This window comes from Modestobacter sp. DSM 44400 (assembly GCF_900107175.1).
Lineage (GTDB): Bacteria > Actinomycetota > Actinomycetes > Mycobacteriales > Geodermatophilaceae > Modestobacter.
This window is the reverse complement of record NZ_FNOZ01000047.1, coordinates 1-18,633: the sequence shown is the minus strand read 5'-3', so window position 1 is coordinate 18,633 and position 18,633 is coordinate 1. Positions and strand designations below refer to the sequence as shown.

The 18,633-nt window shown below is 71.4% G+C and carries 21 protein-coding genes; all 21 read left to right on the top strand.

Going from position 1 to position 18,633, the window contains the following annotated elements:
- Nucleotides 1-637 precede the first annotated feature (637 nt).
- Complete coding sequence (locus tag BLW04_RS20560; RefSeq protein ID WP_091546750.1) at nt 638-943, top strand: metal-sensitive transcriptional regulator; 306 nt, start codon at nt 638-640, stop codon at nt 941-943.
- A 104-nt stretch (nt 944-1,047) separates the two neighbouring features.
- Nucleotides 1,048-1,257, top strand: a complete 210-nt coding sequence (locus BLW04_RS20555) for a heavy-metal-associated domain-containing protein (protein WP_091546745.1) — start codon at nt 1,048-1,050, stop codon at nt 1,255-1,257.
- 103 nt (nt 1,258-1,360) lie between these two features.
- On the top strand, nt 1,361-3,733 hold the full coding sequence (locus BLW04_RS20550) for a heavy metal translocating P-type ATPase (protein ID WP_091546743.1): 2,373 nt from the start codon (nt 1,361-1,363) through the stop codon (nt 3,731-3,733).
- A gap of 186 nt (nt 3,734-3,919) precedes the next feature.
- On the top strand, nt 3,920-4,753 hold the full coding sequence (locus tag BLW04_RS20545) for a sulfurtransferase (protein ID WP_091546739.1): 834 nt from the start codon (nt 3,920-3,922) through the stop codon (nt 4,751-4,753).
- Nucleotides 4,754-4,851: 98 nt separating this feature from the next.
- The gene (locus BLW04_RS20540; RefSeq protein ID WP_254781826.1) at nt 4,852-5,052 is read left to right on the top strand and encodes a DUF1416 domain-containing protein; all 201 of its coding nucleotides are present in this window, start codon (nt 4,852-4,854) and stop codon (nt 5,050-5,052) included.
- A gap of 158 nt (nt 5,053-5,210) precedes the next feature.
- Complete coding sequence (locus BLW04_RS20535) at nt 5,211-6,593, top strand: MBL fold metallo-hydrolase (protein ID WP_217631149.1); 1,383 nt, start codon at nt 5,211-5,213, stop codon at nt 6,591-6,593.
- A gap of 208 nt (nt 6,594-6,801) precedes the next feature.
- On the top strand, nt 6,802-7,704 hold the full coding sequence (locus BLW04_RS20530; protein WP_091546736.1) for an NAD(P)/FAD-dependent oxidoreductase: 903 nt from the start codon (nt 6,802-6,804) through the stop codon (nt 7,702-7,704).
- 106 nt (nt 7,705-7,810) lie between these two features.
- Nucleotides 7,811-8,131, top strand: a complete 321-nt coding sequence (locus BLW04_RS20525; RefSeq protein WP_091546733.1) for a DUF2933 domain-containing protein — start codon at nt 7,811-7,813, stop codon at nt 8,129-8,131.
- An 82-nt stretch (nt 8,132-8,213) separates the two neighbouring features.
- The gene (locus BLW04_RS20520; protein ID WP_175484170.1) at nt 8,214-9,305 is read left to right on the top strand and encodes a cytochrome c biogenesis CcdA family protein; all 1,092 of its coding nucleotides are present in this window, start codon (nt 8,214-8,216) and stop codon (nt 9,303-9,305) included.
- Nucleotides 9,305-10,066: a peroxiredoxin family protein gene (locus BLW04_RS20515; protein ID WP_091546729.1), complete on the top strand. Its 762-nt coding sequence runs from the start codon at nt 9,305-9,307 to the stop codon at nt 10,064-10,066. Before BLW04_RS20520 ends, BLW04_RS20515 begins: the two co-directional genes overlap by 1 nt.
- Nucleotides 10,063-10,359 (top strand): glutaredoxin family protein, encoded by a 297-nt coding sequence (locus BLW04_RS20510; RefSeq protein ID WP_091546726.1) that lies wholly within the window; start codon nt 10,063-10,065, stop codon nt 10,357-10,359. Before BLW04_RS20515 ends, BLW04_RS20510 begins: the two co-directional genes overlap by 4 nt.
- Before the next feature lie 18 nt (nt 10,360-10,377).
- The gene (locus tag BLW04_RS20505; RefSeq protein ID WP_091546722.1) at nt 10,378-10,608 is read left to right on the top strand and encodes a hypothetical protein; all 231 of its coding nucleotides are present in this window, start codon (nt 10,378-10,380) and stop codon (nt 10,606-10,608) included.
- A 136-nt stretch (nt 10,609-10,744) separates the two neighbouring features.
- Entirely contained in the window at nt 10,745-12,739 is a 1,995-nt protein-coding gene (locus tag BLW04_RS20500; RefSeq protein ID WP_175484169.1) for a copper resistance CopC/CopD family protein, read from the top strand.
- Between the two features lie 280 nt (nt 12,740-13,019).
- The gene (locus tag BLW04_RS20495; protein WP_175484168.1) at nt 13,020-13,601 is read left to right on the top strand and encodes a TlpA family protein disulfide reductase; all 582 of its coding nucleotides are present in this window, start codon (nt 13,020-13,022) and stop codon (nt 13,599-13,601) included.
- Between the two features lie 166 nt (nt 13,602-13,767).
- Nucleotides 13,768-14,178, top strand: a complete 411-nt coding sequence (locus BLW04_RS20490; RefSeq protein WP_091546711.1) for a hypothetical protein — start codon at nt 13,768-13,770, stop codon at nt 14,176-14,178.
- Between the two features lie 201 nt (nt 14,179-14,379).
- The gene (locus BLW04_RS20485; protein WP_091546708.1) at nt 14,380-15,126 is read left to right on the top strand and encodes a prolipoprotein diacylglyceryl transferase; all 747 of its coding nucleotides are present in this window, start codon (nt 14,380-14,382) and stop codon (nt 15,124-15,126) included.
- 53 nt (nt 15,127-15,179) lie between these two features.
- On the top strand, nt 15,180-15,872 hold the full coding sequence (locus BLW04_RS20480; protein ID WP_091546797.1) for a response regulator transcription factor: 693 nt from the start codon (nt 15,180-15,182) through the stop codon (nt 15,870-15,872).
- Nucleotides 15,865-17,319 carry a sensor histidine kinase gene (locus BLW04_RS20475; RefSeq protein ID WP_091546705.1) on the top strand — a complete coding sequence of 485 codons (1,455 nt, stop codon included), beginning with the start codon at nt 15,865-15,867 and terminating at the stop codon, nt 17,317-17,319. The genes BLW04_RS20480 and BLW04_RS20475 overlap by 8 nt, the downstream gene beginning before the upstream one ends.
- Nucleotides 17,320-17,347: 28 nt before the next feature.
- Nucleotides 17,348-17,602 carry an SHOCT domain-containing protein gene (locus BLW04_RS20470; RefSeq protein WP_091546700.1) on the top strand — a complete coding sequence of 85 codons (255 nt, stop codon included), beginning with the start codon at nt 17,348-17,350 and terminating at the stop codon, nt 17,600-17,602.
- 123 nt (nt 17,603-17,725) lie between these two features.
- A complete protein-coding gene (locus BLW04_RS20465) occupies nt 17,726-18,013 on the top strand; it encodes a hypothetical protein (protein ID WP_091546697.1) in 288 nt (95 codons plus the stop codon).
- Between the two features lie 340 nt (nt 18,014-18,353).
- Nucleotides 18,354-18,633, top strand: a 280-nt coding sequence (locus tag BLW04_RS20460; protein ID WP_139306922.1) for a transposase, incomplete at its 3' end; no start/stop codon positions are given.

Genomic DNA, 18,633 nt, shown 5'->3' with positions numbered 1-18,633 from the left:
CGGCGGGCCGGGGTGAGGACGCACACCGGCCGTCGACCCTGTGCCGGCCAGGCCCAGTGGCCACAGTGCTCCGCCAGCACCCGACGCGGTGCCCGCAGGGCGCGGCGGCGCCGACGGGCGCGACCCGCGCTGCTGCGTGCCGCGTGCCGAGTTCCGGTTGGGCGCAGCGGCTTTCCCATTCGCGGGGCGCTTGGTGCGTCGCGCGGCCTTACCACCCACGGACCCTCCTCTGAAGATGCGAACGATTGGCGGGGGCGCGGTCCGGGATGCTCGACCCTCCGGACCGTCGGCGAACGCGCCGCACCGCCGAGCCGCTGGCCGGCCACCGGGAGAGCTGAGGTGCCAGAGCCCGCCGTCACCGAAGACCAATCGTACTAGCCAACATAGTAGACCGGGGGGAATCCTTGTCGGCAATGGGGCGCCGTCGTCTGCGGCCAGGGGTGATGGCTCGTGCCCTCGTGGGGGGAGGTGGCCCATCGACCAGGGGCGGCCTTCCTCGAGCCTGCTCACATTGGCCCAAGTCGGGCGGCCAGTCGGGTCGCCGCCCGCCGACGTGGCGGGCAGCGCGGGGCCCGAGACCTTGGGATTCGGTACGGTAGGGGGGTACCCTAACCGGTGTCGATCGGAAGGGGTCGAGGTGGACAACGTCGAGCAGGCCAGCCAGTACGGGTACATCGGCCGCAAGGAGGACTACCTCAAGCGGCTGCGGCGCATCGAGGGGCAGGCCCGCGGCCTGCAGCGGATGGTGGAGGAGGAGCAGTACTGCATCGACATCCTCACCCAGGTCTCGTCGATGACGAAGGCGCTGCAGTCGGTCGCGCTGGGCCTGCTGGAGGAGCACCTGGGCTCGTGCGTGGTGCGGGCAGCTGCCGTCGGCGGCCCCGAGGCCGACGCGAAGGTCCGCGAGGCGTCGGAAGCCATCGCGCGGCTGGTGCGTTCCTGACCGTCCGCGCCGACCTTCGCACCCGTGCAACCGGCGGCACTGCCCGGAAGAAGACAGTCAGCGCCCGATGTGTCGCTGTAGACCAGGAGAGGACACCGCGCACCATGAACACCGCCAGCTACACCGTTGTCGGCATGACGTGTCAGCGCTGCGTCAACTCGGTCACTGAAGAAGTCAGCCAGGTACCCGGCGTCACCGGCGTCGACGTCGACCTGGCCACCGGCGCCCTTACCGTCACCGGTCCGGGCGAGGTGGACAAGGCCGCCGTTCGCGCCGCAGTGGAGGAAGCCGGCTACGAGCCGGCCGGTCACTAGCCCCCTCAGCGCGGTGCGGTCTGGCGCCGCGCCCGACCGCCCCAGGATCGGCGCGGCATCCGAGCAACGGCCCCGATCAACCATGTCCGTCGAAGGAGATCAGATGAGCTCCGCCACACCGAACAACACGCTGCCGGCGTCGGCCGGGGAGCGGCAGGTCGAACTCGCCATCGAGGGGATGACCTGCGCCTCGTGCGCGGCGCGGATCGAGAAGCGGCTGAACAAGCTGGACGGCGTCGAAGCGACCGTGAATTTCGCCACCGAGAAGGTCAGGGTGAGCTATCCCGACGGGGTCGGCACCGAGGAGTTGCTAGCCGCGGTGGAGAAGGCCGGCTACACCGCTCGACTGCCGGAGCCGGCCCGGCCGACCGCCGAGCAGAGCCGTGCCGGTGAGACCGGGGGACCCGACCCGGTCGGTGCGCTGCGCCAGCGGCTGCTCATCTCCGCGGTGCTGACCGTCCCGGTGATCGTGCTGGCGATGGTGCCGGCGTGGCAGTTCACCTACTGGCAGTGGCTGTCGCTGACGCTGGCCGCGCCGGTGGTGGTGTGGGGCGGCTGGCCGTTCCACCGCGCCGCCTGGGCTAATCTGCGCCACCGCGCGGCGACCATGGACACGCTGATCTCGATGGGCACGCTTGCGGCGTTCGGGTGGTCGCTGTACGCGCTGTTCCTCGGCACCGCCGGGGTGCCCGGCATGACACACGGGTTCGAGCTGACCATGAGCCGTAGCAGCGGCGCCGGAAACATCTACCTGGAGGCCGCGTCCGGGATCATCACGGCCCTCCTGACCGGACGCTACTTCGAGGCACGGTCCAGGCGACGGGCGGGGGCGGCGCTGCGCGCCCTGCTCGAGCTCGGCGTCAAGGAGGTGTCGGTGCTGCGCGGCGGCCACGAGCAGCGGATCCCGGTCGACCAGTTGGCCGTCGGCGACGAGTTCGTCGTCCGCCCCGGGGAGAAGATCGCCACCGACGGCGTCATCACCGACGGTTCCTCCGCAGTGGACGCCTCCATGCTCACCGGCGAGTCGGTGCCGGTGGAGGTCGGCGCAGGGGACACAGTCGTGGGCGCCACCGTCAACGCCGGCGGCCGAATCGTCGTCCGGGCGACCCGGGTCGGTGCGGACACCCAGTTGGCGCAGATGGCCCGGCTGGTCGAGGACGCGCAGAACGGCAAGGCCCAGGTGCAGCGCCTCGCCGACCGTGTGTCAGGAATCTTCGTCCCCGTGGTCATCGGCCTGGCCGCGGCGACCCTGGCATTCTGGCTGGTCACCGGCGCCGGGGTGGGCATGGCCTTCACCGCTGCGGTGGCGGTCCTGATCATCGCCTGCCCGTGCGCGCTGGGGCTGGCCACCCCGACGGCGCTGATGGTCGGCACCGGCCGCGGCGCCCAGCTGGGCATCCTGATCAAGGGACCTGAGGTGTTGGAGTCCACCCGCCGGGTTGACACCATCGTCCTGGACAAGACCGGCACGGTCACCACCGGCCGCATGACCCTGCTCGACGTCGTTCCCGCCGCCGGAGAGGACGCCGAGCAGGTGCTGTGGTTGGCCGGCGCGGTGGAGAACGCCTCCGAGCACCCGATCGCCCAGGCGATCGCCGCGGCCGCCGTCGAGCGGACCGGTGACCTGCCGGCGGTAGGGGAGTTCACCAACGTCGAAGGGCTCGGCGTCCAGGGCATCGTCGACGGCCACGCGGTGCTCGTCGGACGAACCCGGCTGCTGGCCGAGTGGTCCCAGCCGTTGCCGACGGACCTGGACCGCGCCAAGGCGGCCGCCGAGGCCCAAGGGAAGACCGCGGTCGCGGTGGGCTGGGACGGCGCCGCCCGCGGCGTGCTCGTCGTCGCCGATGCCGTCAAGGAAACCTCGGCCGCGGCGATCGCCCAGCTGCGCGACCTCGGCCTGACACCGGTGCTGTTGACCGGGGACAACGAGACGGTGGCCCGATCGGTGGCTGCACAGGTCGGCATCGATCAGGTGATCGCAGAGGTGCTGCCCGCCGACAAGGTCGCCGTCGTCGCCCGGCTGCAGAGCGAAGGCAAGGTCGTGGCCATGGTCGGCGACGGGGTCAACGACGCTGCCGCGCTGGCTCAGGCTGACCTGGGTATGGCGATGGGGACCGGAACCGACGTCGCCATCGAGGCCAGTGACCTGACCCTGGTCCGCGGCGACCTACGGGCCACCGCGGATGCGATCCGGCTCGCCCGCAAGACCCTGGGCACCATCAAGGGCAACCTGTTCTGGGCCTTCGCCTACAACGTGGCCGCTCTACCGCTGGCCGCCGCAGGGCTGCTCAACCCCCTGCTCGCCGGCGCGGCCATGGCGTTCTCCTCGGTGTTCGTCGTCTCCAACAGCCTGCGGCTGCGCCGCTTCCAGGCCCTGGCGGGAAACCAGGCCGACGGCGGCACCGCCGTCAGCCGCTCCGCCGACCAGGCCCGCCCGGCGGGCGACACCCGCACAGGCAGCGCGCCGCGCAGCTGAGCGAACGGGCGCCGCGCGCGGTCCTCGACGCGGTGCCCGCGGCCGCTCACGGAGAACACGAGGCCTGCCTCCGGTATCCGACACACAGCTCACAGCGGCAGCGCACCGGTTCTTCACAACCCGCGGGAACCCTGGGCTGTGCGATCACCGATCAGGAACACCAGGCTTCAGGAAGGAACACCAGACATGAGCCGAACCGACGTGCTCGTCACCACCGACTGGGCGCAGCAGCACCTCGGCGACGCCGGCATCGTCTTCGTCGAGGTCGACGAGGACACCAGCGCCTACGACAAGGGCCACCTCGAAGGTGCGGTGAAGCTGGACTGGAAGTTAGACCTGCAGGACGCCGAGTCCCGGGACTTCGTCGACCGGGAGGGCTTCAGTGCCCTGCTGTCGGCCAAGGGCATCAGCAACGACGACACCGTCGTCCTCTACGGCGGCAACAACAACTGGTTCGCCGCCTACGCGTACTGGTACTTCAAGGTCTACGGCCACGGCGTCGTGAAGCTGATCGACGGCGGTCGCAAGAAGTGGGAGCTGGAGAGCCGCCCGCTGTCGACCGACGCCGTGTTCCGTTCCGCGACCCAGTACAAGGCTGCAAAGCCGGACACCTCGATCCGCGCCTTCCGTGACGAGGTCGTGTCGGCGATCGGGGAAAAGAATCTGGTCGACGTCCGCTCGCCGGATGAGTTCGCCGGCAAGCTGGTCGCCCCGGCGCACCTGCCGCAGGAGGGAGCGCAGCGTCCCGGTCACATTCCCTCGGCGGTCAACGTGCCGTGGAGCAAGGCGGCCAACGAGGACGGCACCTTCAAGTCCGACGAGGAGCTGGCGAAGCTGTACGCCGACGCCGGGCTGGACACCGGCAAGGAGACCATCGCCTACTGCCGGATCGGTGAGCGCTCGAGCCACACCTGGTTCGTGCTGCGTGAGCTGCTCGGCCATCAGAACGTCAAGAACTACGACGGCTCCTGGACCGAGTACGGCTCGCTGGTCGGCGTCCCGATCGCCATGGGGGCCTGACTGTGTGCGGCGCCCCGAAGCAGGGCGGCGTGCTCGCCGGGATCGACCTGAGCACCCAAACGGTCATCCAGGGCTCGGTCTAGCACGAGGGCGCGCCGGTGGCCGGGGCCTACGTCCAGCTGCTGGATGCCACGGGTGAGTTCACCGCTGAGGCCGTGACCAGCCCGGAGGGGGAGTTCCGGTTCTTCGCCGCACCGGGTGAGTGGATGCTGCGTGCGCTGGCGCCGGTGGGCAAGGGCGAACGCAGGCTGTCGGCCGAGGTCGGGATGAACGAGACCACGGTCGCCGTCGAGGACTGACGCCCCCGATGTCCGGTCACCGCCCGCCCGCCCGTCCCTGCCGGCGTGAGCGTTGACCGGGGACGGCGGAGCTGCTGACGCGGACGCGTCGGCTCGCATCGAGCGAACTGTTGATTTTTCAGATGAGCGCCATACCGGGTGAAGAAGGCGGCTTTCCGATGATCGAAGTCGAAACACTCGAGACGTCCAGTCTGGGCGATCGAAGCTATCTGGCCACCGACGGCGAGGTCGCGGTGGTCATCGACCCGCAGCGGGACATCGACCGGGTGCTCCAGCTGGCCCAACAGCGCGGCGTGCGGATCAGTCACGTGCTGGAGACGCACATACACAACGACTACGTCAGCGGCGGTTTGGAGCTGGCGCGGTGCACCGGCGCCAGCTATGTGCTGGCGGCCGGCAGCCGAGTGTCCTTCGACCATTTGGCTGTCGCAGACGGGGACGTGCTCTCGGTCGGGGAGATGCGGCTGCGGGCCGTCCACACCCCCGGGCACACCCACCATCACCTCAGCTACGTGCTGGAGCGGGCAGATGGCGAGGCCGTCGCGGTGTTCACCGGTGGCTCGATGCTGTACGGAGCGACCGGCCGCACTGACCTGGTCAGCCCAGAGGACACCGTGGAGCTCAGCCACGACCAGTACCACTCGGTGCAGCGATTGGCGCGCGAGCTGCCGGCAGGAACGCAGGTCTTCCCGACCCACGGTTTCGGCAGTTTCTGCTCGGCCACGCCCACCAGCGGGACGTCGTCCACCGTCGGCGAGCAGCGGAAGGTCAACCCCGCGCTGACGCTGGCCGAGCAGGAGTACGTCGACACCCTGCTCGCGGGGTTGGACGCCTACCCCGCCTACTACGTGCACATGGCACCGATCAACCGCCAGGGCCCGGCACCGGTGGACCTCTCCCCGTCCGGTCTGGTCGACCCAGCCGAGCTGCGGCGGCGGATCGCGGACGGCGAGTGGGTGGTGGACCTGCGCGAGCGGACCGCCTTCGCCGCCGGCCACCTGGCCGACTCGCTCAACTTCGAACTCGGCGACAACCTCGTCACCTACCTGGGCTGGCTGTACCGCTGGGGCGCCCCGCTCACCGTGATCGGGCAGACCGAGGAGCAGATCCTCACCGCCCGCCGGGAGCTGGTGCGCATCGGCATCGACGAGCTGGCCGGCGCGGCGGTCGGGACCATCGAGGCCCTCGCCGACGGGGCGCCGTTGCGTTCCTACCGGGTCAGCGACTTCGCCGGGCTGGCCGAGGCGATGGCCCGTGGACCGGTGCGCGTGCTCGACGCCCGCCGCAACGACGAGCGGGCCCGCGGCGGTGTCCGCGGCTCACAACACATTCCGCTGCACGAGCTCGCGCAGCGGCTCGAAGAGGTCCCGGCGGGGGAGGTCTGGGTGTACTGCGGCTCGGGTTACCGGGCCTCGATCGCCGCCTCCGTCTTGGACCGCCGCGGCCACCAGGTAGTGCTGGTCAACGACTTCTACAGCAACGCCGCCGGGGCCGGCCTCGAAGACCGCACCGCCGAAACGGCCGGACCGCCGACCACCTGACACGGCGGCGAGGGCTTGCGCGGCGGCTGGGCAATGGGGGCCGTAGTGGCAGGAGTCTCGACGTCCTCCACGCCGATCGCACAACTCCTTCACCGGTTCTTCATTCCCGGAGGGCACGGTTCCCCACGACCCGACCGGCGCGGACGGGCCACCCCGCCCTGCCCGTGCTGGTGCACCGGCCGACGAACGAGGATGAAGGGAAGCTCACGTGCCCAGCTATGACGTCGTCGTCGTCGGCGCGGGCCCAGCAGGGCTGAGCGCAGCGCTCGTGCTGGGCCGGTGCCGCCGGACGGTGCTGGTTTGTGACAGCGGCGAGTACCGCAACGCCTGCAGTCGGGAGATCCACGCCTACCTCGGCCGCGACGCCACCCCACCGGATCGGCTGCGCGCCGACGGGCGCCGGGAGGTTGTCCGCTACCCGAGCGTGCGACTGGAGGAGGTCGCGGTGCGCACGGCGACCGCCGCGGCGAGCGGATTCGAGGTCGAGCTGGCCGACGGCCGCACCGTGACCTGCCGCAAACTGCTGCTGGCCACCGGGGTCGTCGACGAACTGCCGCCGCTGCCGCGGCTGGAGGAGTTCTACGGCCGCAGCGCGTTCCACTGCCCGTACTGCGATGGATGGGAGCAGCGGGACCGGCCGATCGCGGTCTACGGCCGCGGACACGACGGCCTCGGGCTCGCCCTGGAACTCACCGTGTGGAGTCGGGACCTGGTCCTGTTCACCGACGGGCCCTCGGGGCTCGATGATGCCGCACGGGACCGGCTGCGCCGCAACGGCATCGCCGTCGAGGACCGACGCATCGCCGCGGTCTGCGGCGAGGACGGCCAACTCACCGGGCTGGAACTGGCCGACGGGGAGATCGTGGCTCGCACGGCGATGTTCTTCATCACCGGCCAGCGGGAGCGCTCCGGGCTCGCCGCCAAGCTCGGCTGCCGGTTCAACGCCGAAGGCACCGTGGAGACCGGCGACAACGAGTCGACCGACGTGCCGGGGCTCTTCGTCGCCGGCGACGCCTCCCGCCGAGCGCAGCTCGCTGTCGTGGCCGCCGCCGAAGGGGCGCAGGCGGCCGCGGCGATCAACACAGCCCTGCTACGCGAGGACCTCCGATGACGGCAACCGTCGGGATGACTCGCTGTCGCCGGGACCGCGCAGTGCTTGCGCCCACGGATCTGTACGCTTTACTAGGCGCATTAGTAGATGAGCTCGGGAGGACGTCGTGCTGCGGTCGCTGCGCTGCTGCTTGAACCCGAAGGTGATCGCCGGCCTGGCCGCGGTCGGGGTGGTGATCTGGCTGGTCGCCCCGGCCGGTGGCGCCGCGGCGCTGCCGCTGCTGATCGCGCTGGTCTGCCCGCTGTCGATGGGCGCGATGGCCTGGCGGATGCGCCGTGGCCAGGCCTGCGCCTCGACGAACGCGGCAGCCGCCCGCTCGGGGTCGGAATTCGACACCGATGCGGAGCTGCGCGCGCTGCGGGAGGAGGTCGCCATGGCCCGCGCCCGGCTCGAGCTGGCCGAGCGCGAGGACCGGCCCCGCAGCTGACCGCCGAACCTTCCCCGCACGGTCCTGCCGCCTCCTGCCTGTACCGCGTCCCCGACGTCGTCCCGATGAGATTGCCGAGCCCATGAGTTCACTGCTGTTTTCCGGCACGGTGCTCACCGCCTTCCTCGGTGGTGTGGTCGCCCTGCTGGCACCGTGCTGCATCTCGGTCATGCTGCCGGCCTACTTCGCGACCAGCTTCCACCGGCGGGTGCAGCTGGCCGCCATGACGCTGGTGTTCGCCGCCGGTATCGCCACCATCATCCTCCCGCTCGGCCTGGGCGCCTCGGCGATCTCCCGGCTGCTGATCGGGCAGCACCGGCTGCTGTTCACCGTCGGCGGCGCGCTGATGATCGCCGCGGGGGTGGCGATCCTGGCCGGGTGGAAGTTCATGCTGCCGATGCCCGGCCGGCGCGGCGGCGGAGGTCGCGGCGTTGGGTCGGTGTACAGCCTGGGCCTGTTCTCCGGGGCGGCCAGCGCATGCTGCGCGCCCGTGCTCGCCGGTGTCGCCGCACTCGCCGGTGCGGCCGCGTCCTTCCCGGTGGCGGTCACCGTGGGCGTCGCCTACGTGGCCGGCATGGTCGCCCCGCTTGCGGTCCTGGCGCTGATCTGGGACAAGCGCGACTGGGGACGCGCCCGGATCTTCGGCGACTGGGGGATCACGCTACGAGCCGGGGGATGGCGGCGTCGCATCCCCGGCCCGGCGCTGCTGTCCGGCGGCCTGATGGCCGTGATGGGTGTGCTGACCATCGTGTTCGCGCTCCGCGGTCCGGCGATGACGCTGTCCGGCTGGCAGCTGCAGGTCACGGCGTGGCTCGGGCACACCTCGGCGGTCATCGAGCACCACCTGACGTGGCTGCCCGGCTGGACCGGCCTGCTGCTGCTCGCCGCCGTGGTCGCCGGGTTCGTACGGGCGGCACGGCGCCGAACCGATGACGACCAGGAGAACGCGCCCATCCCGGCCGGCAGCCCACAGGACCTCGATGCCGAGCTCGGGGGCCGCTGGGGCAGCCCCGGGCCACTCGATATCCCCGCACTCGATGCCCCGCACCCCGATGCCCCGCACCCCGATGCCCCGCACCCCGATGCCCCGCACCCCGATGCCCCCCACCCCGATGCCCCCGGCCCGGCGGCCGCCTCGGCCGCGTCCACGACCGCCGCGGAAAGGATCAACTGATGCCCGCCAGAACGACACCGACCAAGACGACCGCAACCAAGACGACCCCGACCAAGACGACCCCGACCAGGACGGCATCGACGACGAAGGCGGCCACGGCCCGCCGCTCGTCCCCCCGGCGTTCCCCGGTCGCCGGGGCTCGGCGCGCGCAATCCTCCCGCAGCTGGATGTGGATCGCGGTGGCCGTCGTGGTCGCCCTCGCGGTGCTGTTCGCGGTGTTCCGCGCCAACAGCGGCAGCAGCGCGGCCGCGGGGGGCGGGCCCACCAGCTACCAGGTGGGCAGTCCCGGCATCGGCGCCCAGGCGCCCGGCTTCGATCTACCCGCCAGCACCGGCGGGTCGGTCAGCCTGTCCTCGCTGCGGGGAAAGACCGTGCTGCTGTACTTCCAGGAGGGTGTCGGTTGTGAGCCGTGCTGGACGCAGATGAAGGACCTGGAAGCCAACACCGGCGCGGTCACGGCCGCCGGCGTCGACCAGATCGTGTCCATCACCACCCAGCCGGTGAACCTGCTGGCGCAGAAGGCCCGCGACGAGGGCATCACCACGCCGGTGCTCGCCGACACCGACCTGGCCGTCTCCAAGGCCTACAACGCCAACCAGTACGGAATGATGGGGGACTCGATGGACGGGCACAGCTTCGTCCTGGTCGGCCCGGACGGCACCATCCAGTGGCGCGCCGACTACGGCGGAGCGCCGAAGTACACCATGGACGTGCCGGTCGACCAGCTGCTGGGCGACCTCAAGAGCGGCCGGCACTCATGACCACGGTCACCCTGCTTACCCAGGCAAACTGCGCGCTGTGTGAGCACGCCAAGGCCGTGCTGGCCCGCGTCGGCCACGATTTCCCACTCACCGTCGAGGAGATCGACCTGGGCAGCGACACCGGGCGGCGACTGGCGACCGAAGCCAACATCCTGTTCGCCCCCGGACTGCTGCTCGACGGCCGACCGCTCGGCTACGGACGCCTCTCCGAACGAAGACTCCGCAAGGCCCTCGGCCACGCCCCGGCCCGCACCGCGCCCGCCACGCCCGCCGCATCCCCCGGCACTCCCTGACCCGAAGGACGGTCCACCATGGCTCAGCTGCTTCCCTCCCTCGCCCTGCTCGCCTGCCCTGTCGGCATGGGCCTGATGATGTGGATGATGATGAAGATGGGAGGCAATCAGCAGCCGAGCGGCTCTCAGCAATCGCCGCAGGCGGCGATCACACCGGCCCAGCAAGCCGAACTGGCGCAGCTGCGTGCCGAAGTCGCCCAGCTGCGCGTCGACGGCCGGCGCGCCACTGCCTGGCGGGAACCGCGATGAGCTGTCGCTGACCCCCCGCGCATCACACCATCGCCGAGGGCCCTCCTTCGCTATCAGCTGCCCGGCCCCGGGTCGGGCAGCCGATGCATGTTTCGCGCCGCCGAGCATCCGGCCGCGCCCCACCGAGAGACGGAACGTGTTCTTGCTGCGCGATAGTCGCCCGGTTGGGCGCAGAAACGGTCGACGGCTGGCCGCGATCGGCGGCGCAGCCTTCGCCATCCTGGTGCTGCTGGCCGGGCCGGCCGCCGCGCACCCGACCCTGCTAACAACGGTGCCGGCCACCGGCTCCAGCGGCCCGGGACCGGTCAGCCAGGTGGTGCTGGCCTTCGACGAGCCGGTCACCGCCACCCGCGATGCCCTGCAGGTCACCGATGTCACCGGTCAGCGGGTCCCCACCGGGCCGCTGCAGCACCGGGCCGGGGACCGGCAGCTGGTCCTGCCCATCCGCACACCGTTGACCACCGGGCAGTTCCAGGTGCGCTGGCAGGTGACCGCCTCCGACGGCGATGTCGTCGACGGCAGCTTCGCCTTCGGGGTCGGCGCCGCTGCGCCCAAGGCTGAGCAAGTGACCGGCTGGGGCTACCTTGCCGGCACCGCCGCGCTGCGCTGGCTGCTGTTCGCAGCTCTGGCCGTGGCCGTCGGTGGGCAACTCGGGGAATGGCTCGCCCGCCGCGCAACGGCGGGCGCTTCCGCACCGGCGCTGGTCCGGGCGCCACTGCGCTTGGCTGCCCTCGTCGGATTTGCGGCGGCGGCCGGGCTCACAACCTTGCTTCTTCCCGCCGCCGGGGGCTGGTCCGCACTGGTCCACGTCCGTCCGGTCGAGCTGGTGGCGGGGGAAGTCCTCGCCTTCGGACTCGCCGCGGCAGCGGCATCGGTCCCCGGGCTACGCCGAGTCACAGCCCTCCCGTTGGCTGCGGTTCTCGTCGCCGAAGGGTTACGGGCCCATCCCGAGGGCTACAGCCCCGGTTGGGGCGCCGCGCTGACCGTCGTCCACCTGGGCGCCGCAGCGCTGTGGACCGGCGCGTTGATCCACGTCCTCCGCACCGCCCGAGCCTGGCGTTCGTCGAGGGCTCGACCCGGATGGTCGCAGCTCCTGCTGCTGACCTACGCCCCCGTCGCGCTCGGGCTCTACCTGCTCGTGGTCGTGACCGGCACGGTCGCCACGGTGCTGGTGCTCCGCAGCCCGGCCGACCTGATCAGCACCGGATACGGGCGGGTCCTGGTCGGCAAACTAGTGCTGGTCACAGCTGTCACCGTGCTGGCGGTGCTGGGACGCCGGCGAATCCGCCTCCGCGAGCCGGCCAGAGCGGACGAGGGCGGCACGCTGCCGCACCCCGGCCGCGCAACTGGTGTCGAACGGTCTGCCCTGATCGCCGTGCTGGCTGTCACCGCTCTGCTGGTCAGCCTGCCCGCGCCGCGACCGACGACGACCGCGCTGACGCTGCCCCCGCCGCCGAGCGGTCCGATCACGGCATTCGGCTCGTTGCTCGGTCAGCTCAGCCTCGGCGCCACCGCCAGCAGCGGACAACTGCAGCTGTCCCTCACGGCGCCCGGCAGCGACCCGGGCGAAGCCGGCCACCAGGCCGAGGCGGACACACATGCCGCGGTCACCTTGCGTGCGCCGGGCGCTGCCCCGGTGAGGATTGCCGTCCGCGGCTGCGGATCCGGCTGCTATTTGGCCACCACCCCCTGGCGGAACGGCATCAACCAGGTCACCGTCACCGCCGGTGCGGCCGACTGGCACGGCGGCACGGCCACCTTCGACGTGCCGTGGCCACCCGTGGACGCCACCCCTCAGCTGCGGGCCATGGTCACCGCGCTGCGAGCGACCCCGACCATCGATCTCACCGAGACACTCACCAGCGACACCACCGGCCGCGGCTACCCCGATCACCTGCAGATCCCGACAGACGACTTCCTCGACAGCGAGCCGTACGGCAACGGCGCCGCACCGGTGGTCACCGCCCTGCCGCCCCGAGCCCTTGACGGTGCGTCCCGCATCGCCGTCGCCTATCCGGCCATCGGCGTCTACCTCAGCCTGACCCTCGACCACGACGACCGCCCCCTGGCCGAGACGGAGGCAACACCCAATCACCTGATCACCCGGACCTTCAGCTACCCGAACCCCTGACTACTATCAGACCTAGTAACCTGTCCCAGTAGGTTTCCCTGCCGCCGAGCTGCGAAGGTCCCATGGCCCGCGAAACAACCACGTCGTCCGCCCGGTCGCGCAACAACTGCCGCCGGGAGCCCGGCGCCGCCTGCCAGGGCGTCGGCACCCCGACCGGTTGACCGCCATGCCCCCGGTGCTCCTCCCCAGCCCGTCGGTCCCGTCCCGCTGCCGTGGGTGGTCGAAACGGTCGCCGATCCGCGCCTGCGCCTCCCCCCTCCGGCGGGGCCTGGTGCCGGCGTTGGCGGCCGGTCTGCTGACAACCGGCTGTGGAACCCAGACCGTTCCCGACCAGCTAGCCGAGCCGCCGACCGCGGCGAGTGGCTCGCCCTTCTCGGCGGCGTTCCTGCAGCCCTGTCCGACTGCCGCACCGGGCGGCCCGCACGGGGAGCTGCCCGACCTGAAGCTGCCCTGTCTGGGCTCCGGCGCACCGCTGGCGCTGGACCGGCTACCGCCAGGTTCCTACGTGATCAACGTGTGGGCGTCGTGGTGCGTCCCCTGCCGGGAGGAGGCGCCACGGCTGCGCGCCGCCGCGGCGGCCACCAGCGGCCGCGTGCAGTTCCTCGGCATCGACATCCAGGACGGCCGGGATGCCGCGCTCAGCTTCCTGGCCGACTTCGGTATCGACTACCCCCAGCTGCAGGACCTCAAGGGCGACACGCTGCACCGGCTGGGCTCGCCCGGCGTCCCCGTCACCCTGGCCGTCGACGCCACCGGCCGCATCGCGTACCGGCGGATCGGCGAGATCAGCACCGACCAGCTCGCCGCAGCCGTGCATGCCGCCAACCCCGAGGTCATCCTTCCCTCCGGAACCGGACGATGAGGTCGGTTCGGTGTCGATGCCAAGTGGTGCCGGTGCCGGTGGATGCCGTGTGTGGACCGATCGCATCCACTGCGCACCGGCCGCGCACCGAATCTTCACACCGCCCGGGCATGGTGAGGAACGAGCCGCCCGACAGGGGCGGTTGAAGCGAGTGAGAGGAAGCATCGTGAGCAAGCGCATCGTTCTGGCCGTCGCCGGGGGCGTGGTGGCCGGTGCCACCGTGATCGGCGTCCCGGCCTTCGCCTACGCCACCACCGGCGACTCGGGCGGCAGCAACTCCAGCAGCAGCGACTCCACCGGCATGACGGGCTCGCAGATGAGCTCGATGATGAACGACCCGGCCTTCGTCGACAGCGCCAAGCAGTTCATGTCCAAGATGATGTCCGACACCCAGTTGCAGCAGCAGATGCGCTCGGTCATGGGTGACATGGGCGACATGGGCGACATGGGCGACATGGGCGACATGGGCGACATGGGTGACATGGGTGACATGGGCGACATGGGCGACATGGGCGACGCCTCCGGCGGGATGATGGGCGACTCCTCCAACGGGCAGGCGGCTCCCAGCACTCCCTGACCGGGCTCTGCTGACGGATCGCAGCCGGGTCGAGACGCAGGCGACAGCCAGGCCGCCCGCCGTGCGCCCGGGCAGGCACACCGGGACGACGGTCACATCTCGGTCGGCACCGGCCGCGGATGAGGACCGCCGCGGCTGCGTGCGGCAAGCCCCGCGTGCATCAGGCGCGGAGTACATCAACGCGGAGGAAGGGACATCGCCGTGCGCCCCGTCCTGTTCGAGGTCTTCGGTCTGCCGATCAACAGCTACGGAGTCAGCAAGGCCGCCGCCGCACTGGTCGCCGGGTACCTGCTGGCGCGCGAGTTCCGCCGGCTGGGCTGGGACGGCGAGAAAGCCTGGTCGATGGTCGGGTGGGCCACCGTCGCGGGGTTCGCCGGCGGCAAGCTGTACTACCTGGCCGAACACGCCGCCAGCCTGTCACCGCACTCCTTTGGGCCCGCCGGGTTCACCTGGTACGGAGGGCTGATCGCGGGAAGCCTGACGGTCGTGGTCCTGGCCCGGCGGCACCGCATCCCGCTGACGCCGCTGGCCGGGATCGTGGCCGCCCCGCTGTCGATCGCCTACGGGATCGGGCGCATCGGCTGCTTCCTGGCCGGCGACGGGACCTACGGCAAACCCTCGGACCTACCCTGGGCCATGGCTTTCCCGCACGGCACAGTGCCGACTCTGGTCCGCGTGCACCCCACCGCCCTCTACGAGGCGGCCCTCGCCCTCGCACTGGGCGCGCTGCTCTGGGCGGTCCGGACTCGGCTGGCGCCGTTGACCGTCTTCGGGCTGTATGCGGCGTTCAGCGGGATCGCGCGATTCCTCGTCGAGGAGGTGCGCATCAACCGCGAGGTGCTCCTCGGGCTGACCCAGCCCCAGCTGTGGTCACTGCTGCTCGTCGCGGGAGGGATCGCGCTGCTGCTCACCGGGCGCCGCACGGCCGTGCTCGCCGCGGTCCGATGACAGGATCGGTCGTAGCCCAGGTGGACGCGGGGAACGGGCGTGACCGCGGTCCGATGGTGACCGTCCTCGTGGTCGACGACGAGCAGAAGATCCGCGAGCTGGTGGGCGCCTACCTGCAACGGGAGGGCTTCCACGTGCTGCTGGCCGACACCGGGCTCGCGGCGCTGCGCACGACCGAGCGCCTGCGGCCGGACCTGCTGGTACTCGACCTGGGCCTGCCCGACCTGCCGGGGGAGGAGCTGCTGCGCCTGCTGCGCCGGACCAGCGACATCCCGGTGATCATGCTGACCGCCCGGGCGAGCGAGGGCGATCGCGTGGCCGGACTGCGGCTGGGAGCCGACGACTACGTCACCAAGCCGTTCAGCCCCCGCGAGCTGGTGGCCCGGGTGGAGGCGGTGCTGCGCCGCGCCGGCGGTGGGCCGGCCGCGCGGACACCGACGTTCGCCGGCGGGAGGCTGGCCCTCGACCAGGAGCGCCGCGAGGTCCTCCTGGACGGTGTCCAGCTGGACCTCACCCGCACCGAGTTCGACCTGCTGGCCGTCCTGTCCTCCCGGCCGGGTCGCGCGTGGTCACGCTACGAGCTGGTCAGCCGCGTGCAGGGCCACGACTACGAAGGCTACGAACGGACCGTGGACGCGCACGTGAAGAACCTGCGACGCAAGCTCGGCGATGACCCACGCTCGCCGACCTTCGTGGTGACCGTGCCGGCCATCGGCTACAAGTTCGGGCCGAGCACCGATGAGTAGCTCGCTGCGTGGGCGGCTCGCGCTGGGCTTCGCCGCGATCGCGGTCGCGATTGCGCTGCTGGCCGCCCTCGGTGTCAACCTGGCGTTCAAGTCCCGGTTCGACGACTACCTGGACCAGCAGCGGGGCGCCCAGGTCCAACAGCTCGCGGCCGCGGTCACAGTGATGTACCAGGCAGGCGGAGGCTGGGACACCGACCGGCTGGACCAGCTCGCCGGGGCCGTGGCCATGACCGGCGCCGACATACGCCTGCTCGACACCGGCGGCACGCTGATCTGGCCGACCGCGGACAGCTCCACGTCGGAGATGGCGCAGATGCACCAGGAGATGATGGGCGGCACCGGACCCCTGGCCGCGCCGATCCGGGTACCGATCGCCGTCGACGGGCAGTCGCGCGGCACCCTGCAGGTCGCCCTGCCCGAAGGCAACGTGCCGGTCGCCGACCAGCAGTTCCGGTCCGGGGTCAACCGGATGCTGCTCCTCGGCGGGGTCGCCTTCGCCGTCGTCGCCTCGGCGCTGGGCGCGTGGTTGGCGCGGCGGGTCACCCGGCCGGTGGCCGAACTCACCGCGGCCGCTCGCGACCTGCGTGCCGGGGACCGCACGCGGCGAGCCGCAGTCTCCGGGCCGGACGAGGTCGCCGCGCTGGCCCGGGCGTTCAACGACCTGGCAGCCTCCGCCGAGGAGCAGGAAGCGCTGCGCCAGTCCTTCGCCGCCGACGTCGCCCACGAGCTGCGGACCCCCTTGACCATCCTGCGCAGCCAGCTCGAGGCGGCCCAGGATGGCGTCGTGGAGCTCACCCCCGCCCTGGTGTCCTCCCTGCACGAGGAGACGGTGCGCCTGGGCCGGCTGACCGCCGACCTGGAGACCCTGACCAGCGCCGACGCGGCGGCCTTCTCCCTGCAGCGGGCGCCGCTCGACCTCGCCGACGTCGCTCGCTCGGTCACCGCGGGCTTCCAGCACCGCCTCGCCGAACGAGGGCTTCACCTGGACCTCACGCTTCGGCCGGCGTTGACCTGCGGCGACCCGTCCCGGTTGGCGCAGGTGGTCACCAACCTGCTGAGCAACGCGGCGAAGTTCGTGCCGGCCGGCGGCCGGGTGACCGTCGCGACCGACACCGACGGCGGGCTGACTCGCTTGTGCGTCAGCGACGACGGACCCGGCATCCCCGAGGCCGAACTGCCACACGTGTTCGACCGCTACTTCCGCGGCAGCAACGCCCGCGCCAACGGCTCGGGCATCGGGCTCGCCGTCGTCGCCGCCCTCATCCACGCCCACGGCGGGAACATCTCCGCCGCCAACGCACCCGGCGGGGGCGCCGTCTTCACGGTCGCCCTGCCCGTAACGGACATGCAGAAGCCCGTTCTGACCGCCGTGGAGCCCACCGCACCGGGCTCGCCGGACACTCTTGCCCGACCGTCTCCGGTACCCGATGAACGTAGTGGCCATTGATCCGAGAGACCGGAAGGAAGGTCAACACATGATGGGCTTCGGCATCGGCGGGATGGTCTTCGGTCTGCTGATGATGATTGGAATCTTGCTGCTCATCCTCCTGGGGATCTGGGCGCTGGTGACATGGCTGAGCGGAACGCGCTCCCAGCCCCGCGTTTCGCCGGGTGATCACAAACCCGTTGGTGGCGGCAGTCGCGCCCGGGAGATCCTCGAAGAGCGCTACACCAGGGGTGAGATTTCCACCGAGGAGTACCTGGACAAGCTGCACACGCTCGGGCAGTGAACCAACCCTTGGCCGGCCCATGAATGTACCTGCAGAGGTCAGCGTCAAATAGGGTAGGGGGGTACCGTAAGCCGTGGGACCGTGAGGTTTCGCGTTCAGTCGAGTGGAGGGGTGTGAGGGGTCATGGTGGATGTGCTGGCGGCTTCGGCCGGCCTGGGCGGGAGCGGCGTGGTGCTGGTGCTGTGTCTGGTGGCGTGCCCGCTGATCATGGGGGTGATGATGTGGGCGATGCGCCGCGGCGCCGACGAGTCGGCGCCGGCCTCGACCGGGCATGGCGCTAACGGGCCGAACCGGAGTGCGTCCGGCGAGGTGTCGGGCAAGCAGCGGGAGTTGGTCCGTCTGCGGGCGGAGATCGACCAGTTGCGGGCCGGCGAGGCCGATGCCCGCCGGGGGCGGACGCGGCCGCGGTGACGCTGCTGATCCCGGTCGCGGTGCTCGGTGCCACGGGGGCGGCTGTCTACCTGCTCAGCCTGCGGCCGCTGCCTCAGGCGCGTCGGGGGGATGGCCGTGGGGGAGTGGGCCGGGGTCCGGCGGCGGGCGCGGGCGTCGACCTGGACGCGCAGCTGCGCGACGCCGGCGCGGAGCTGGCGCGGCTGCGCCGGGCCCCGTCGGCGACCGGTGGAACGGCGGTGTCCAGCGCCGGGGCCGTCCGGACGGGCGTGCAGCGTCCACCCAACGTCGACCATGGGTGGGAGTCGGGTCTAGAGCGTGTCTGCCAAAGATTGGCGGGTTGGTGGGCGACGCTGGACGAATGTTGCGTACCGACGAGATCCCGGACGAGTTGTGGGAGTTGATCCAGCCGGTGCTGCCTGCCGGCGGTCATCAGGGCCGGCCGTGGAATGACCACCGACTGACGCTCGAGGCGATCATCTGGCGGTACCGCACCGGGTCGCCGTGGCGTGACCTGCCCGATCACTTCGGCGCGTGGCAATCGGTGTGGGAACGCCACCGTCGCTGGTCTGACGACGGCACCTACGTGCGGATGTTCGCCGCGGTGCGCGCCGCAGCCCCTGAGCGCGATGAGCAGCTGC

Excerpts from the sequence above, each read along its gene's own strand:
- BLW04_RS20515 (WP_091546729.1), top strand. The coding sequence starts at position 9,305 with ATGCCCGCCAGAACGACACCGACCAAGACGACCGCAACCAAGACGACC.
- BLW04_RS20505 (WP_091546722.1), top strand. The coding sequence starts at position 10,378 with ATGGCTCAGCTGCTTCCCTCCCTCGCCCTGCTCGCCTGCCCTGTCGGC.
- BLW04_RS20510 (WP_091546726.1), top strand. The coding sequence starts at position 10,063 with ATGACCACGGTCACCCTGCTTACCCAGGCAAACTGCGCGCTGTGTGAG.
- BLW04_RS20550 (WP_091546743.1), top strand. The coding sequence starts at position 1,361 with ATGAGCTCCGCCACACCGAACAACACGCTGCCGGCGTCGGCCGGGGAG.
- BLW04_RS20545 (WP_091546739.1), top strand. The coding sequence starts at position 3,920 with ATGAGCCGAACCGACGTGCTCGTCACCACCGACTGGGCGCAGCAGCAC.
- BLW04_RS20535 (WP_217631149.1), top strand. The coding sequence starts at position 5,211 with ATGATCGAAGTCGAAACACTCGAGACGTCCAGTCTGGGCGATCGAAGC.
- BLW04_RS20475 (WP_091546705.1), top strand. The coding sequence starts at position 15,865 with ATGAGTAGCTCGCTGCGTGGGCGGCTCGCGCTGGGCTTCGCCGCGATC.
- BLW04_RS20470 (WP_091546700.1), top strand. The coding sequence starts at position 17,348 with ATGATGGGCTTCGGCATCGGCGGGATGGTCTTCGGTCTGCTGATGATG.
- BLW04_RS20480 (WP_091546797.1), top strand. The coding sequence starts at position 15,180 with ATGGTGACCGTCCTCGTGGTCGACGACGAGCAGAAGATCCGCGAGCTG.
- BLW04_RS20555 (WP_091546745.1), top strand. The coding sequence starts at position 1,048 with ATGAACACCGCCAGCTACACCGTTGTCGGCATGACGTGTCAGCGCTGC.
- BLW04_RS20520 (WP_175484170.1), top strand. The coding sequence starts at position 8,214 with ATGAGTTCACTGCTGTTTTCCGGCACGGTGCTCACCGCCTTCCTCGGT.
- BLW04_RS20465 (WP_091546697.1), top strand. The coding sequence starts at position 17,726 with ATGGTGGATGTGCTGGCGGCTTCGGCCGGCCTGGGCGGGAGCGGCGTG.